16 protein-coding genes are annotated in these 15311 nt (G+C 75.4%); 10 read left to right on the top strand and 6 right to left on the bottom strand.

What is annotated here, in order from left to right; translation table 11 throughout:
* Together DQ241_RS00535 and DQ241_RS00530 are read right to left on the bottom strand one after the other, a co-directional pair.
* Positions 1–783, bottom strand: a complete 783-nt coding sequence (locus DQ241_RS00535) for a YsnF/AvaK domain-containing protein (RefSeq protein WP_113828097.1) — start codon at positions 781–783, stop codon at positions 1–3.
* A 96-nt stretch (positions 784–879) separates the two neighbouring features.
* Entirely contained in the window at positions 880–1830 is a 951-nt protein-coding gene (locus tag DQ241_RS00530; RefSeq protein WP_113828095.1) for an endonuclease/exonuclease/phosphatase family protein, read from the bottom strand.
* A 74-nt stretch (positions 1831–1904) separates the two neighbouring features.
* Here DQ241_RS00530 and DQ241_RS00525 point away from each other — a divergent pair, with 74 nt between their 5' ends.
* Both DQ241_RS00525 and DQ241_RS00520 read left to right on the top strand, forming a co-directional pair.
* Positions 1905–3413 carry a CYTH and CHAD domain-containing protein gene (locus DQ241_RS00525; RefSeq protein WP_113828093.1) on the top strand — a complete coding sequence of 503 codons (1509 nt, stop codon included), beginning with the start codon at positions 1905–1907 and terminating at the stop codon, positions 3411–3413.
* 66 nt (positions 3414–3479) lie between these two features.
* On the top strand, positions 3480–4661 hold the full coding sequence (locus DQ241_RS00520; protein WP_233492116.1) for a metallophosphoesterase: 1182 nt from the start codon (positions 3480–3482) through the stop codon (positions 4659–4661).
* Between the two features lie 4 nt (positions 4662–4665).
* Here DQ241_RS00520 and DQ241_RS00515 read toward each other — a convergent pair whose 3' ends face one another.
* Positions 4666–5241 (bottom strand): TetR/AcrR family transcriptional regulator, encoded by a 576-nt coding sequence (locus DQ241_RS00515; protein WP_158545843.1) that lies wholly within the window; start codon positions 5239–5241, stop codon positions 4666–4668.
* Positions 5242–5343: 102 nt separating this feature from the next.
* Positions 5344–6369 carry an ATP-dependent 6-phosphofructokinase gene (locus tag DQ241_RS00510; RefSeq protein WP_113828089.1) on the bottom strand — a complete coding sequence of 342 codons (1026 nt, stop codon included), beginning with the start codon at positions 6367–6369 and terminating at the stop codon, positions 5344–5346.
* Between the two features lie 143 nt (positions 6370–6512).
* Here DQ241_RS00510 and DQ241_RS00505 point away from each other — a divergent pair, with 143 nt between their 5' ends.
* The 3 genes from DQ241_RS00505 to DQ241_RS00495 all read left to right on the top strand — a co-directional run bounded on the left by DQ241_RS00505 (position 6513) and on the right by DQ241_RS00495 (position 8107).
* A complete protein-coding gene (locus DQ241_RS00505) occupies positions 6513–7253 on the top strand; it encodes a GntR family transcriptional regulator (protein ID WP_233492115.1) in 741 nt (246 codons plus the stop codon).
* Entirely contained in the window at positions 7250–7702 is a 453-nt protein-coding gene (locus DQ241_RS00500; protein WP_113828087.1) for an SRPBCC family protein, read from the top strand. Before DQ241_RS00505 ends, DQ241_RS00500 begins: the two co-directional genes overlap by 4 nt.
* A 129-nt stretch (positions 7703–7831) precedes the next feature.
* Entirely contained in the window at positions 7832–8107 is a 276-nt protein-coding gene (locus DQ241_RS00495) for a GlsB/YeaQ/YmgE family stress response membrane protein (protein ID WP_233492114.1), read from the top strand.
* 25 nt (positions 8108–8132) lie between these two features.
* Here DQ241_RS00495 and DQ241_RS00490 read toward each other — a convergent pair whose 3' ends face one another.
* The gene (locus DQ241_RS00490; protein ID WP_113828085.1) at positions 8133–8771 is read right to left on the bottom strand and encodes an MBL fold metallo-hydrolase; all 639 of its coding nucleotides are present in this window, start codon (positions 8769–8771) and stop codon (positions 8133–8135) included.
* Positions 8772–8850: 79 nt separating this feature from the next.
* On the opposite strand from DQ241_RS00490, the gene DQ241_RS00485 reads away from it, so the two are divergent.
* Entirely contained in the window at positions 8851–9072 is a 222-nt protein-coding gene (locus DQ241_RS00485) for a hypothetical protein (protein WP_233492113.1), read from the top strand.
* 118 nt (positions 9073–9190) lie between these two features.
* Here DQ241_RS00485 and DQ241_RS00480 read toward each other — a convergent pair whose 3' ends face one another.
* Positions 9191–9967 carry an enoyl-CoA hydratase-related protein gene (locus DQ241_RS00480; RefSeq protein WP_113828083.1) on the bottom strand — a complete coding sequence of 259 codons (777 nt, stop codon included), beginning with the start codon at positions 9965–9967 and terminating at the stop codon, positions 9191–9193.
* Between the two features lie 197 nt (positions 9968–10164).
* On the opposite strand from DQ241_RS00480, the gene efeU reads away from it, so the two are divergent.
* The 4 genes from efeU to DQ241_RS00460 all read left to right on the top strand — a co-directional run bounded on the left by efeU (position 10165) and on the right by DQ241_RS00460 (position 15297).
* On the top strand, positions 10165–11055 hold the full coding sequence (gene efeU, locus DQ241_RS00475) for an iron uptake transporter permease EfeU (protein ID WP_113828081.1): 891 nt from the start codon (positions 10165–10167) through the stop codon (positions 11053–11055).
* Positions 11042–12193 (top strand): iron uptake system protein EfeO, encoded by a 1152-nt coding sequence (gene efeO, locus DQ241_RS00470; RefSeq protein WP_113828079.1) that lies wholly within the window; start codon positions 11042–11044, stop codon positions 12191–12193. Before efeU ends, efeO begins: the two co-directional genes overlap by 14 nt.
* 10 nt (positions 12194–12203) lie before the next feature.
* The gene (efeB, locus tag DQ241_RS00465) at positions 12204–13502 is read left to right on the top strand and encodes an iron uptake transporter deferrochelatase/peroxidase subunit (protein ID WP_113828077.1); all 1299 of its coding nucleotides are present in this window, start codon (positions 12204–12206) and stop codon (positions 13500–13502) included.
* Between the two features lie 241 nt (positions 13503–13743).
* Complete coding sequence (locus DQ241_RS00460; protein WP_233492112.1) at positions 13744–15297, top strand: serine/threonine-protein kinase; 1554 nt, start codon at positions 13744–13746, stop codon at positions 15295–15297.
* Positions 15298–15311 lie beyond the last annotated feature (14 nt).

Genomic DNA, 15311 nt, shown 5'->3' with positions numbered 1-15311 from the left:
TCAGCGGTGCCGCGGTTCCTCCTCGACGGCGATCTCCTCGCGCTGGACGGTGCCGGTGACCGTCTCCTGGCCGTGCACGACCTCGGTGCGCAGCCGCACGCGCTCCACCGGCACCACCTCGACGGTCACGACCGGGCGCTCGGCGTGCAGCACGATCTCCTCCGGCAGCCCACCGCCCCCGCCGGGGCCGGCGGGCGCCGGCTCGTCCGAGGCGTGCCGGCCACCGGGGGTCGCGGGCGCCAGCAGCGACTCGCCGGCCGGGTCGGGATCGGCGGCGTCCAGCGGTACCTGCTCGACGCGGATCTCCTCCCGGCGCACCGGGACGGTGATCTGGACCTCCTCGGTGACCACGTACTTCACCAGCCGGGCCCGCGTCGTGGCGACCTGCTCGGTGCCGACGGCGAGCCGTTCCTCGCTGCGCACCATCCCGGCGTCGGCGGCCGGTTCGTCCCGGGGGGCAGCGGCCGCGGCGGCCTCGGTGCTGCTCCGGTAGTGCTCCAGCAGCGCCCGCTCCTCGTCCGGTGACAGGTGCTCGCCGCCCAGCCGGGGCGCGTCCTTGACCGCCTGGGCGCGCACCGGCAGCAGCAGCCGGCCGTCGGTGAACGCCGCGTCCGCCGCGGGCGCGATGGACGAGCGGCCCAGCAGGCCGGTGGACACCGAGACCCAGGTGGGCGCGCCGGTGCGGTCGTCGGTGAAGAAGGTCTCGACCGTGCCGATCCGCTCGCCGTCGGGGTCGTAGGCGGTGCTCCCGATGGCCGCGGACAGCTCGCGCTCGCTCAGCATGGATCGGCTCCCCTCGACCGGTGCCCGTCGGTGGACGCCGGAGGTCCTGCGGTGCCCACCGGCGGCTCGCCCCGAACATGCCGGGTGGCGCAGCGGTCAGCCGGGCAGCGCGAGATCGGCGACGACGGACCGGTGGTCGCTGCCCGGGACGGGCACGAACCGGACGGCGGTCACGCCCACCCGGGGACCGACGAGCACGTGGTCGAGGGTGAGCCGCGGGACCTTCAGCCGCAGCGGCCGCCAGGTCCAGGCCAGACCCTGCCCGGTCGCCTGCGCGGCGTCGGTCCAGCCGGCGGCCAGCAGCGAGCGGAACGCGGCGTGGTCGGCCGTGGCGTTGAAGTCGCCGGCCAGCACCTGGGGCACCGCGGCCGACGGCGACGGGAGGGCGGCCAGGTCGGCGGCCCAGCGGCGCACCGCACGCGGGGAGACCGCCGGGGGTGCGGAGTGCACGGCGACCACCTCGAGCGGGCGGCCACCGACGTCGAGGACGGCGCTGGGCTGCTCGAACTCCCCCGGCACCGCGCCCCGCCCGGTGATGGGCAGCCGGCTCCAGAGCGCGCCCGAGGCGCTGAGCACCGCCCCCGGCCGGGCCGGGAGGACGTGCTCCTCCGGGAGCAGCCGGTCCAGCCCGGCGGCGCGGAGCAGCGCCTCCGACCCGGGGGTCAGCTCGGCGACGGCGAGCACGTCGACGTCGGCGGCGCGGACCAGGTCCACCACGCCGGCGGCCGGCACGTGGCCGCGGCGCAGGCTGACGGTCGCCACGCGCACCCGGCGTCCTCCGCCGGCCGGGAGCGGGGCGGCCGGTCGTGCCCGGGACAGCACCGGGGCGGCGAGCGCGATCCCCGCGGCCCCGGCCAGCACCGCGGCCGGCCGGGACCCGGCGCGCAGCGCGAGCCCCAGCGGCAGGACCGCGGTCAGGGCGGCGTAGGGCGTGAAGCTGATCGCCGGCACCAGCGGGAACCCGCGCTCGGTGCCCGTCGCCCGCAGCACGGCCCAGGCCGCCCACGGCAGGGCCGCGGCCGTGGCGGTGCGGCGGGGGGAGGGCACCGCGTCACGGTAGCCAGGGGGCGACCGGCCCGCTGACCGCTCGTCGCAGCCGTGCGCCGGGCTACGTTTCGGGGGTGCGACCCGATTCCCTGGAGATCGAGACGAAGTACGACGTCCCCGCGGACTTCGTCGTGCCGGACCTGACCGGTGTCGACGGTGTCGCGACGGCGGACGCCCCGGTGGAGCACGCGCTGGAGGCGCAGTACTTCGACGCGCCCGACCTCCGCCTGGCGCGCGCCCGCGTCACGCTGCGGCGGCGCACCGGCGGGTCCGACGACGGCTGGCACCTGAAGCTGCCCGCCTCCGGGGACGCGCGCTGGGAGCTGCACGCCCCGCTGGGCCGCGCGGTCAAGCGACCACCGAAGGCCGTCGTCGCCCCGGTGACCGGGCTGCTGCGCGGCAGCGCGGTGGCGCCGGTCGCGTCCCTGCGCACCCGTCGGGTGGTCACCGTGCTCCGGGACGAGGCGGGGCGGCCGCTCGCCGAGGTCGCGGACGACACCGTCTCGGCGACCGCGCTGACGGGGGACGGCGGCGTCGCGGAGCTGCAGACCTGGCGCGAGGTCGAGGTCGAGCTGCTCGACGGCGGTGCCGAGCTGCTCGGACCGGTCGGGGAGCGGCTCGTCGAGGCCGGCGCGCGCCGCACGGGCCGGGCGTCGAAGCTGGCCCGCGCCCTGGGCCTGCCCTCGGGCGAGGAGGGGGACGCCGGGAGGCGGAAGCCCCGTGCCGGGAAGGTGGTCGTGGCCGCCCTCGCCGGGCAGTTGCAGGCGCTGCAGGACGCCGACGTCGCCCTCCGCATGCGCTCCGACGACGCCGCGCGGCGGATGCGGCTGGCCGCCCGCCGGCTGCGCTCCCTGCTCGCGGCCTTCCGCCCGGTGCTCGACCGGGGCGCGACCGATCCGCTCGGCACCGAGCTCGCCTGGCTGGGCGAGCGGCTGTCGGAGGTCCGCGACGACGAGATCGCCTACGCGCACCTGCGTGCCGCGGTGGCCGAGCTCCCCGCCGAGCTGGTGCTGGGACCGGTGGCCGCGCGGCTGCAGCCGGCCGAGGTCGCCGCCCGCGAGGCGGTCCGCGACCGGGCGCTGGAGATCGTGGTCGACGCGCGCTACCTCCGGCTGCTGGACGCCCTGCACGCCCTGCTGGCGGATCCGCCGCTCACCGCGGACGCGGGGCGGAAGGCGGGGAAGGTGCTCGACGCGGTGCTGCGGCACGAGGCGGGCAGGGTGCACCGGGCGGTGCGGCGCGCCGAGCGCCGGACCGGGCCGGAGCGCACGGCGGCGCTGCACGCGGTGCGCCGTGCGGCCCGCCGGACGCGGCACACCGCCGAGGCCGCGGTCCCGGTGCTCGGCGCCTCCGCCGACGACGTGGCCAGGGCGGCGAAGAAGGTGCAGCGCCAGCTCGGCGCGCTGCAGGACGCCGTCGTCGTGGGGGAGCGCTGCCGGCGGCTCGCGGTGAGCGCGCACGGGGCCGGGGAGTCCGCCTTCACCTACGGTCTGCTCCTGGGCCGGGAGGAGGCCCGCGCGGCGGACGCCGAGCGGGGGTTCGCCACCCGCTGGCCGGAGCTCGCGGCGCGCCTGCCCTCCTGACCGCCCCCGTCCCGGCGGGGCTGGGAGAGTGGGCGGCGTGACGACGACGGTGGGCGGTCCGCCCCGGTGCTAGGCCTGCTCCTCTTCCTCGCCGTCCTCTCGCTGGCCATGGGGTTGCTGCACGGCTACCTGTGGCTGCGCGTGGTCCGCGCCACCACGAGCCGGCGGGGGCGCGCCCGGCGTTCGCTGACGCTGCTGGTGATCGTGCTCGGCGCCCTGCCGGTGCTCGCGCTGCTGCTGCGCGGCAACCTGCCGCTGGAGGCGGCGGCCCCGCTGGACTGGGTGGCCTACTCCTGGCTCGGCATCGCCTTCTACGCGTTCCTCGCCCTGCTGGTGCTCGAGCCGGTGCGCTGGTTCCTCGGAAGGCGCCGTCGCCGGGACGCCGACGAGGACGTGCTCGATCCCCGGCGCCGGGTGTTCCTGGCGCGCTCGCTGGCGGTCACCGCGGGCGCGGTCGCGCTGGGCACAACCGGCACCGGCGCGGTCCTGGCCAACTCGGCGCCGGTCGTGCGCCGTGTGCCGGTGACCCTCGCCCGGCTGGACCCGGCGCTCGACGGGCTGCGGATCGTCACGTTCTCCGACGCCCACCTGTCGGCGACCAACCGCGGGCGGCGGTTCGAGCGGCTGGTCGAGATCGTCAACGCGCAGCGGCCCGACGTCGTCGCGATCGTCGGCGACCTGGTCGACGGCGACGTGCGGGAGCTGCGCGAGGACGTCGCCCCGCTCGCGGACCTGGTGAGCGAGCAGGGCGTCTTCTTCGTGACCGGCAACCACGAGTACTTCGTGGACACCCGGGCGTGGCTCCGGCACCCGCCCACCCTCGGCGTCGACGTGCTGCGCAACGAGCGGGTCCCGATCCGGCGGGGGACGGCGTCGTTCGACCTGGCCGGCATCGACGACCGCACGGCCGACGCCTCCGGGCTGCCCGGGCACGGCGCCGACCTCGACGCCGCGCTGGACGGCCGGGACGACGCCACCCCCGTGGTGCTCCTCGCCCACCAGCCGGTCATGGTCGAGCAGGCCGCCGCGGCGGGCGTGGACCTGCAGCTGTCGGGGCACACGCACGGCGGCCAGCTGTGGCCCTTCGACTACGCGATCCGGCTCGACCAGCCGGCGGTGCAGGGCTGGTCGCGGCACGGCGGCACCCAGCTGTACGTGACCCCCGGCGCCGGGTACTGGGGCCCGCCCATGCGGATCGGCGCCCGCCCGGAGATCACCGTGGTGGAGCTCCGGGCGGCGCGCGCCTGAGGGGTCAGTCGCGCAGCGCGGCGAAGGCCTCGTCGAGGGTCTCCTCGAGCTTGCGCTCGCCGTCGCTGTCAGCCCAGGACAGCAGCGCGGCGGTGTAGGCGGCGAGGTAGGCGCCGGCCCGGACGACGACCCGCGACCGCGACCCCTCCTCGGCGTCGCCGGTCATCGTCTCGATGACCATCCCGGCGGTCTCGCGCTCGAACTCGGCGGCGCGGGTGCGCAGCGTCGGCGTGGTGGCGATGATCTTCCACCGGATGCGCAGCTCGTCGAACTCGTCCGCCGGCATCTGCGCGAACCAGCCGTGCGCGCCGAGCCGGATCCGGTCGGCCACGGGCAGGTCGGCGGGCTGGCTGGCCAGCAGCGCGCCCACTTCCTCGCTCGTGGGCAGCTGCATGATCACGTGTTCCTTGCTGGGGTAGTGCGCGTAGAACGTCGGTACCGACACCCCGGCTCCGGCCGCGATCTGACCGACGGCCACCTTCTCGAAGCCGTGCTCCTGGAACAGCGCCAGGGCGGTCTGGAAGATCCGCCGGTGGGTGGCCTCCCACCTGCGGGTTCGCCAGTCGGGCGTCTCGGTCACGGCATGAATGGTGCGCCGCCGCGGGCGCCCTGACCAGCCGCCGCTCCGGATTGGCACCGTCCGGGTGGCGGACCGGCCGGCGCCGGTACGACGGGGTTCCGCTCAGCCGGTGAAGGCGTGGGTCTCGGCGAGCCGCTCCGGGGTGACCGTCTTGAGCCGCGCGACGGCGGTCTTCAGCGGCACGAGCTCGATGTCGGTGCCGCGCAGCGCCACCATCTGCCCGAACTCGCTCTCGTGGGCGGCGATCGTGGCGTGCAGGCCGAAGCGGGTGGCGAGCACCCGGTCGAAGGAGGTGGGCGTGCCGCCGCGCTGCACGTGGCCGAGCACGGTCGTGCGCACCTCCTTGCCGGTGCGCCGCTCGAGCTCCGCGCCGAGCTGCTGGGCGACGCCGGTGAACCGCCGGTGCCCGTACTCGTCGACGCCGCCGTCGCGCAGCTCCATGCCGGCCTTCGGGACCGCACCCTCGGCGACGACGCCGATGACGTGGGAGTCGCCGCGGGCGAAGCGCTGGCTCACCAGCCGGCAGACCTCGTCCACGTCGAAGGGCTCCTCGGGCACGAGGGTGACGTGCGCCCCCGACGCGAGGCCCGCGTGCAGCGCGATCCAGCCGGCGTGCCGGCCCATGACCTCGACCAGCAGCACGCGCTGGTGGGACTCGGCGGTGGTGTGCAGCCGGTCGATCATCTCAGTGGCGATGCTGACCGCGGTGTCGAAGCCGAAGGTCAGGTCGGTGCCGTCGATGTCGTTGTCGATCGTCTTGGGGATGCCCACGACCGGCACGCCCGCCTCGGACAGCAGGTGGGCCGCGGTGAGCGTCCCCTCGCCGCCGATCGGGATGAGCGCGTCGACCCGGTGGGCGGCCAGCACGTCCTTCATCCGGTCCAGCCCGGTGTGCAGCAGCTCCGGGGCGACGCGGGCCGAGCCGAGGGTGGTGCCGCCACGGGTGAGCAGACCGTCCACCGCGGCGATGTCCAGCGGTGTCGTCCGGTCCTCCAGCAGGCCCCGCCAGCCGTCGCGGAAGCCGACCACCTCGCTGCCGTAGTGGCTGGACGCGGTCCGCACGACGGACCGGATGACGGCGTTGAGGCCGGGGCAGTCGCCCCCGCCGGTGAGGACTCCGATGCGCACCGGGGTTCCCCTCTCGGATCGGGAGACCCGACCATACGTCATGACGTCCTGACGTATGGTCTGCCGGACCTCCCGCGCGTGGCGTCACGGACGTCTCATACGACATGACGACCAGACGTCTGGTCGGGTAGTACGTTTGTCGCGTGGCCAGCCCCGTGACCGGACCGAAGTACCTCTCGGTCCGCGAGCACCTCCGACGCCGGGTCGCCGCCCTGCCCGAGCACACGCTGCTGCCGCCCGAGCCGGTGCTGTGCGCCGAGTACGGCGTCAGCCGGATCACCCTGCGCCGTGCCGTCGACGGCCTCGTGGCCGACGGGCACCTCGTGCGCGAGCAGGGCCGCGGCACCTACGTGACGCGACCGGCGATCCGGCACGAGTACCGCGAGAGCTTCGTGCACCGCATCGCGGGCTGGAGCTCGGTGATGACCGAGCAGGGGGCGCAGGTGGGCACCACGGTGCTCACCCAGCGGATCGCCCCGGTGCCGCCGCAGATCGCTCCGGAGCTGGCGCTCACGCCGGCCGACGACGTCGTCGAGCTGATCCGGCTGCGCAGCGTGGACGGGGCGCCCAACCACGTCGCGCACAGCTACCTGCCGGCCGCCCGGTACCCGCGCGCGGCCGAGCAGGACTTCACCTCCGGCTCGCTCTACGACTTCCTGCGCCGCGAGTACGGCGCCGACCTGGCGCACGCGCGGATCGTCGTCGACGTCGGCACCGCCGCGCCCGAGGAGGCCGATCGGCTGCAGATCGTCGCGGGCTCGCCGCTGCTGGTGGTGCGCACCACCGTCCGCGACAGCGAGGGCGCGCCGCTGGTGCACAGCTACTCCCGGCTGCGACCGGACGTCAGCCAGGTGGAGTTCGAGGTCTCGGTGGGCAACCGGTGACCGCCTCGGCCACCGGGAGCTGCGAGGTCCCCGAGCCGCGGTCTCAGGTGTGGCGGGCGCTGGCCGTGCTCCAGCCGTACTGCGCCGTCTGCGACGTCTCCTACGTCGTGTCGGGGTCCGGCCGGGGGACGACGTTCGTCGCCGTGCCCGGCCGCCTCGAGGGCGACCCGGCCGCGGGTGCCCCGCGGGGCGAGATCACCGAGTGGGCGCCGAACCGCGCGGTCACCACGCGCCTGGACCTCACCCCGGAGACCTGGACCACCCGCATCGAGCTGGCCGACGTCGAGGGCGGGGGTACCCGGGTCACGATGACCATCACCCACGAGCCCCGCGGCGGGAGCCGGATCGCCCGGCGGATCCAGGGCCGCGCGGCCCGCCAGCTGGTGCAGCGGACGGTCGACTCCGAGCTGGCCAAGGTGCCCGCCCACCTGGCGCGGCCGGCCGGCTGACCGCCCCGATCGGGGGAATCGGGCATCGGAACCGCGCGCCTGGGTAGAGATCACCATCGTGCACCGGCAGTGGCACCCGGCTAGGCGCCGGGACGGGGGCCGCTGCCCGGACGAACGAAGGAGAACAGCGTGTTCCAGATCCTCGGTCTGATCGTCGTCGGCCTGATCATCGGTGCCCTCGCCCGGCTGATCAAGCCCGGCAAGCAGCGGATGAGCATCCTCGCCACCCTGCTGCTCGGCGTGGTCGGTGCCTTCATCGGTGGCTTCATCGGCAGCCTGTTCAACGACGAGACCAGCATCTTCGAGCTCAACGTCGTCGGCTTCATCATCGCCGTCGTCGCCGCGGTGCTCCTGGTCGGCGTCGCGGAGGGCCTGTCGGGCCGCTCCAACCGCGCCGTCCGCTGACCGTTCCCGGGGGACGCGGACGGGCTCAGAGCTCGACCGCGTCCCCCGGGGCCAGCCGGCTGTACGGCGTCGGGATGCCCGGACCCCGCTCGCCCAGCAGCCCGCCGATGGCGCCGAGACCGGTGTCGTTGAGCAGCCCGTCGTGGACCGCGTACGCCTGGTCGGCGTCCACGGCGCGCACGTAGTCGATCACCTCCGACAGCTTCGACCAGGGGGCGTGCACCGGGAGCAGCAGCGTCGCCACCGGCTCGTCCGGGACGGTGAGCGCGTCCCCGGGGTGGAACACCGCGCCGTCGACCAGGAAACCCACGTTGGTGATCCGCGGGAGATCCGGGTGGATGACCGCGTGCAGCTCGCCGTGCACGTGCACCTCGAACCCCGCCGCCGTGACCACGTCGCCGTGCCCGACGACGTGCACCCGTGGGCCCAGGCCCTCCAGCTGCACGGCCACCGCGCGGTTGGTCCACACCTCCAGCGCCGGGTCGGCCTCGAGCGCCGCGCGCAGCGTCTCCGGGACGAAGTGGTCGAAGTGCTCGTGCGTCACGAGCACCGCCGAGGCGCCCTGCAGCGCGCTCGGGTCGGTGAACGCGCCCGGGTCGATGACCAGGCGACGGTCGCCGTCGCGGAGGACGACGCACGCGTGCCCGTGCTTGATCAGCTCCATGCCGGCATCCTGCCCCCTCCGGGTGAGACGACCGCGCGGGCCCGTAACCCCGCCCCGGGGGGCTGCCGACGTCGTCGTCATGATGCTGCAGACCACCACCGCGCACGCCGCAGCGCGCAGCCGCGCCCACGGCCCCACCGCCGAGCTCTGGCACGCGGTGGAGCTGCACCGGCCCGCCGGCGAGCTCGACGGCGCCTGCGAGCTGACCGTCTGCGGCTCGCTCGCCCGCGTCTCGCTCACGCAGGCGTGGCCCGTCCCCGCCCGCGACGTCTGCCCCACCTGCGTGGCGCTCGCCCGCTAGCCCTCGACGCCCCGTCGCCGGGAGGGGGTCCTCGCCCCGACGGCGGGAGCACTCCTCCGCGGTGCGCGTGAGCCCCCGGTCCCGAGGGACCCGGGGGCTCACGTCGCGTGGCAGCCGGTCAGCGGCCGGTGAACTCCGGAGCGCGCTTGGCCAGGAAGGCCTCGACCGCCTCGCGGTGGTCGGCGGTCTGCCCGGCCTCCTTCTGCAGCCGCGCCTCCAGCGCGAGGGTCTGCTCGAGCGAGTCGGTGGCCGCGGTGGCCAGCACGGTCTTGATCGCGCCGTAGGCGACGGTCGGCCCGGCTGCCAGGCGCGCCGCGAGCGCCTGCGCCTCGGGGAGCACCTGCTCGGGGGCGACGACCCGGTGCACCAGGCCCCACTGCTCGGCGGTCTCGGCGGGGAAGGGGTCGGGCAGCAGCAGCAGCTGGGCCGCGCGCGACCCGCCCACGCAGTGCACCAGCCGTGAGGCGAGCGCCGAGTCGCTGGACAGGCCGACCCCGGCGAACGCGGTGGTGAACTTGGCGCCCGCCGCGGCCACCCGCAGGTCACCGGCGAGCGCGATGCCCAGGCCGGCTCCGGCGCACGCCCCGTTGATCCCGACGACCACCGGCACCCGCAGCGCGGCCAGGGCCAGCAGGAGCGGGTTGTACTCCTCCTCGACCACCGACAGCGGCGACTCCGCGCCCGACTGCAGCTCCCCGACGTGCTCGGCGAGGTCCTGGCCGACGCAGAAGGCGCGTCCGGTGCCGGTGAGCAGCACCGCGCGCACCGACCCGTCGGCGGCGACCGCGCGGACGACGTCGAGCAGCTCCCGGCGCGAGGCGTGCGAGAGCCCCGGGCGCAGCAGGGTGATCGTGGCGACCCCGCCGGAGTCCTCCCTGGTCACGGTCTCGGGCATCGGTCGTCCCCGCCTCCCTGTCAGCGTCGTCGCCGGAACCGGTGGGCTCCGGCAGCTCACCCTGCCACGGAGGCATCGGGCAGGTGCCCCGAGGCGGGGAGGGCGGGCGGGTGTGCAAGCGGCACCACCGCAAGTAAGGTGAGCCTGCCCTTCGTCCGTCCGGCGGGGGCTGCCCTGCTCGTCCAGATCGGTTCCCCATGGATCAGGCGTTCCTCGCCAGCTACCTGATCGGCCTCCGCGAGGGCCTCGAGGCCACGCTCGTGGTGAGCATCCTCGTCGCCTACCTCGTGAAGTCGGGCCGGCGCCGGCAGCTGCTCCCGCTGTGGGGCGGCGTCGCCGCGGCCGTGCTCCTCTCGGTCCTCTTCGGCGGTCTGCTCACCTACACCGAGACCTCGCTGCTGGCCGGCTACCGGGACCGCGAGCTGTTCGAGGCGATCGCGTCGGTGATCGCGGTCGTCCTGGTCACCTGGATGATCTTCTGGATGCGGCGGACGTCGCGGCGGCTGAAGGGTGAGCTCACCGGGAAGCTGGAGGCGGCCGTCGGAGTGGGCACGCTCGCCGTCGCCGGCATCGCCTTCGTCTCGGTGATCCGCGAGGGCCTGGAGACCGCGCTGCTCTTCTACGCGGCCGCCCAGGGCGCCACGTCCACGGCCGCCCCGCTGGTGGCGATCTCCCTCGGCGTGCTCACCTCGGTCGTCATCGGCGCCGGGCTCTACGCCGGTGCGATCCGGGTGAACCTGCAGCGCTTCTTCACCGTCAGCGGTGTGCTGCTGGTCTTCGTCGCGGCCGGCATCCTCAAGTACGGCGTGCACGACTTCCAGGAGGCCGGGGTCCTGCCCGGGCTGGACGTGCAGGCCTTCGACATCTCCGGGGTGCTCGACCCGAACAGCTGGTACGGCGCGGCCCTCGCCGGGATGTTCAACATCACCGCGGCCCCGACGGTGCTCGAGACCGTCGCGTACGTCGCCTACCTCGTGCCGGTGCTCGCCGCCTTCCTCTGGCCGGCCCGCCCGGCCTCCCCTCCCCGGACCGGCGCCGCTCCGGGACCGTCGCAGAACCCGGAGACCTCCCCGCATGTCCCTGCCTGACCACCGGCCCGCGCTCCTCCCGGCGCTCGCCCTCGCCGGCCTGACGATCGCCCTCACCGCGGCCTGCGGTGGCTCCGACGAGACCGCCGGCGGGGAGACCCCGGCCGACACGATCGCCGTCGCCGCCGGCGACGACGCCTGCGAGGTCGACGCCACCGAGATCCCCGCGGGCACGCACGAGTTCGAGGTGACGAACGAGGGCAGCAGGGTCACCGAGTTCTACGTCTACGCCGAGGGCGACCGCGTGATGGGCGAGGTGGAGAACATCGCGCCCGGCCTCACCCGCTCGCTGCTCGTCGAGCTCCCGGCCGGGGAGTACGAGACCGCGTGCAAGCCGGGCATGGTCGGCGACGGCATCCGCAGCCCGCTGACGGTGACGGGGGAGTCCGCGCAGCTGTCCGAGGACGAGTCGCTCGCGGGGGCCGCCGTGGACTACCAGCGCTACGTGCAGAGCCAGACCGCTGCGCTCACCGAGCGGACCGCCGCGTTCGCGGACGCGGTCAGGGCGGGCGACGTCGAGGGCGCCAAGGCGCTCTACCCGGTGGCGCGGACCTACTGGGAGCGGATCGAGCCGGTCGCGGAGATCTTCGGGGACCTCGACCCGTTGATCGACGGCCGCGAGGGCGACCAGGAGGAGGGCCAGGACTTCACCGGCTTCCACCGCATCGAGAAGGCGCTGTGGGAGACCGGCGACATCTCCGGCATGGGCCCCTACGCCGACCGGCTCCAGCAGGACGTGGCCGAGATCGTCGCGCTGGCCGACGAGACCACGCTGGACCCGCTGCAGCTGGCCAACGGCGCCAAGGCGCTGCTCGACGAGGTCGCCACCGGCAAGATCACCGGCGAGGAGGACCGCTACTCGCACACCGACCTCTGGGACTTCGCCGCCAACCTCGAGGGTTCGCAGGCCGCCGTCCAGGCCCTGCGCCCGTACCTGGAGGAGGCCGACCCGGAGCTCGTCGCCGAGATCGACGAGCGGTTCGCCGAGACCGAGGCCGAGCTCGGGCAGTACCGCGCCGGTGACGGCTGGGTGCTGCACGACCAGCTGACCCAGGACCAGCTCAAGGGCCTCAGCGACAGCATCACCGCCCTCACCGAGTCCGTCAGCCGGGTGGCGGCGGTCGTCGCCGACCGGTGAGGCAGCAGCGATGAGCGAGCCGACGACGGCAGGGGAGCAGGGCGGGCTGTCCCGGCGGCGCGTGCTGGGCTGGCTCGGCGCCGGGACCGCGGGTGCGCTGGCCGGTGGCGCGGCCGGAGGTCTCATCGGGCGCGCCACGGCCGACGACGCGACCGGCACGGTGCCCGCGGCGCACGGGGCGGTGCCGTTCACCGGTGCGCACCAGGCCGGCATCGTGACGCCGGCCCAGGACCGGCTGCACTTCGTCGCCTTCGACGTCGTCACCGACGACCGGGAGGAGCTGGTCGAGGTCCTGAAGGCGTGGACCGAGGCGGCCCGGCGGATGACGGCCGGCCGCGACGCCGGGCCGGAGGGTGCCGTGGCGGGTTCACCCCACGCGCCCCCGGACGACACGGGCGAGGCGATCGACCTCCCGCCCTCGGAGCTGACGCTGACGATCGGCTTCGGGCCGACGCTGTTCACCTCCGCCGACGGGGTCGACCGCTTCGGGCTGGCCGCCCGCCGGCCCGCGCACCTGTCCGAGCTGCCTCCCTTCCCGGGCGACCAGCTGGACCCCGCCACCAGCGGGGGCGATCTGTGCATCCAGGCCTGCGCGAACGATCCGCAGGTCGCGGTGCACGCCGTCCGCAACCTGGTGCGGCTCGGTGCCGGGGTGGTGAGCGTGCGCTGGTCGCAGCTCGGCTTCGGCCGCACGTCCTCCACGACGGCCGACCAGGTCACCCCGCGGAACCTGTTCGGCTTCAAGGACGGGACCAACAACCTCAAGGCGGAGGACCCTTCGGGCCTCGACCGGTTCGTCTGGGTGGACCCGGCCGACAGCGGCGGTGACTGGCTGGCCGGGGGGTCCTACCTGGTCACCCGACGCATCCGGATGCTCATCGAGCCGTGGGACACCTCCTCGCTGCGCGAGCAGGAGCAGACCATCGGCCGGGCCAAGGGCAGCGGCGCACCGCTCGGGCAGCGCGGGGAGTTCGACGCGGTCGACTTCACCGCCCGGGTGGACGGCGGGTTCGCGGTACCCGAGACCTCGCACGTGTTCCTGGCCCACCCCACCAACGCGGGCACGGCCATCCTCCGGCGCGGGTACAGCTTCGTGGACGGGTCCGACGGGCTGGGGCGGCTGGACGCGGGCATGTTCTTCATCGCCTTCCAGCGCGACCCGGAGACGGGGTTCGTGCAGGTGCAGCGGAACCTCCGCGCGGACGCCCTCAACGAGTACATCCGGCACACCTCGTCGGCGGTGTTCGCCTGCCCGCCGGGGGTCCGGGACGACGGCGACTGGTGGGGCCGGGCCCTCTTCGCGGGCTGAGCGGCTTCGGCGTGTCCTCGCGATGACGCAACGCAACCGGCACGCCGGACGTGACGGAGGCCGCTGACCGCCGTGGCGGGACGCGCCAGGTGGCCGCGGGAGCATGGGGCGTCCTCCGATGTGTAGTCGCGCGCCCGCGTGGACACCGGAGGCGAGGGGGACGCGAGCGCGGACCCCCGGGCGGCGACGGAGCGGCCCACCCCGCAGCCGGCCCGGAGCAGACGAGGAGCGTGCCACCGTGGTGGAACCAGGACGACGGTGCCTGGGTGACCGCTACGAGCTGCACCAGCTGATCGCCGCCGGTGGCATGGGGCAGGTCTGGCGGGGGCACGACCTGGCCCTCCACCGCCCCGTCGCGGTCAAGGTGCTGCGCAGCGAGTACACCGGCGACCCGACGTTCCTCGCCCGTTTCCGCGCCGAGGCCCAGAACGCGGCCTCGCTGAGCCACCCCAACATCGCCGCCGTCTTCGACTACGGCGAGGTGGTCGCCGAGGACGGCACCGGCGAGACGCTCGCCTACCTGGTCATGGAGCTGGTCGAGGGCGAGCCGCTCTCGGCGCTGCTGGCCCGGGAGGGCGCGCTCGGCACCGAGACCACGCTGTCGGTGCTCCAGCAGACGGCGTTCGCGCTCGCCGAGGCGCACCGGGCCGGGATGGTGCACCGCGACGTGAAGCCCGGGAACATCCTGGTCCGGCCCGACGGCAGCGTGAAGATCACCGACTTCGGCATCGCGTGGTCGGCGCGCAGCGTCGCGCTCACCCGCACCGGCCAGGTCATCGGCACCCCCCAGTACCTCTCACCCGAGCAGGCCGAGGGACGCCTGGCCAGCCCGGCCAGCGACGTCTACGCGCTCGGCCTCATCGGCTACGAGTGCCTCAGCGGCCACCCGGCCTTCGAGGGCGACAACGCCGTCACCATCGCGCTGAAGCAGGTGCGGTCCGAGCCCGAGCCGCTGCCCGACGAGCTGCCGCCCGGCGTGCGCACCCTCATCCAGCGCGCGCTGACCAAGGACCCCGCCGGTCGCCTCCCCGACGGCGCGGCCTTCGCCGAGGCCATCGACGACGTCGTCGCGGGCCGGGAGCTCCCGGTCGCCCCCGTGACCGTGGCGAGTGAGGTGCACCTGCCCCCGCCCCGGGAGGAGCCCGGCACCCGGGTGACCGACGCCGTCGCCCGTCCGCCGGCCCCCCGGCGGCGGCGCGCCGGCGTCGCGGTCGTCCTGCTGCCGCTGTTGGGTCTCCTGGCCGGCGCCGGCATCGCGGCCGGCGTGATCCGGGCCCTCGCCGACGGCCCCCCGACCGCCCCGGCCATGGCGGCCGAGCAGCGCGTCGTCGACGGCAGCATCGTGATCGACGCCGCCGACCACATCGGCCGGCCGGTCGGCGAGGTCGCGGACCGCCTGACCGGCCTGGGCCTGGTCGTCGAGCTGCGCGCCGAGGTGACCGAGGACGGGGTGCCCGACCGGGTGACCGGTGTGGAGCCGGCCGGCGAGCGGCTGCGCGTGGGGGACACGGTCGTCGTCCGGTACGCCGTGGCGCCGTCGCGCTCCCCCGAGCGGGCCGTCTCCGCGGGCGGGGTCACCGGCGCCGCGGTCGACCAGCCGGCACCGGTGACCGAGTCGGCTGCCGCGCCCACCACCGAGGCGCCGCAGCCCACCGCGGCGCCGACCAGCACCCCCGCCTCCGGTACGCCCGACCCGGAGGAGCCCACCTCGCCGTCCACGTCGACCAGCCCCGCGACCTCGACCACCACGTCCAGCGCCCCCGTGACCCCGCCCTCGAGCAGCCCGGCCGAGTGACTCCGGTCGCGGGA

The sequence above is a fragment of the Blastococcus sp. TF02A-30 genome, from assembly GCF_003319185.1.
Taxonomy (GTDB): Bacteria; Actinomycetota; Actinomycetes; order Mycobacteriales; family Geodermatophilaceae; genus Blastococcus.
The sequence above is the reverse complement of the archived record's forward strand: the minus strand, read 5'-3'. Positions and strand labels throughout refer to the sequence as shown.

Excerpts from the sequence above, each read along its gene's own strand:
- DQ241_RS00535 (WP_113828097.1), bottom strand. The coding sequence starts at position 783 with ATGCTGAGCGAGCGCGAGCTGTCCGCGGCCATCGGGAGCACCGCCTAC.
- DQ241_RS00490 (WP_113828085.1), bottom strand. The coding sequence starts at position 8,771 with ATGGAGCTGATCAAGCACGGGCACGCGTGCGTCGTCCTCCGCGACGGC.
- DQ241_RS00485 (WP_233492113.1), top strand. The coding sequence starts at position 8,851 with ATGATGCTGCAGACCACCACCGCGCACGCCGCAGCGCGCAGCCGCGCC.
- DQ241_RS00480 (WP_113828083.1), bottom strand. The coding sequence starts at position 9,967 with ATGCCCGAGACCGTGACCAGGGAGGACTCCGGCGGGGTCGCCACGATC.
- efeU (WP_113828081.1), top strand. The coding sequence starts at position 10,165 with ATGGATCAGGCGTTCCTCGCCAGCTACCTGATCGGCCTCCGCGAGGGC.
- efeO (WP_113828079.1), top strand. The coding sequence starts at position 11,042 with ATGTCCCTGCCTGACCACCGGCCCGCGCTCCTCCCGGCGCTCGCCCTC.
- efeB (WP_113828077.1), top strand. The coding sequence starts at position 12,204 with ATGAGCGAGCCGACGACGGCAGGGGAGCAGGGCGGGCTGTCCCGGCGG.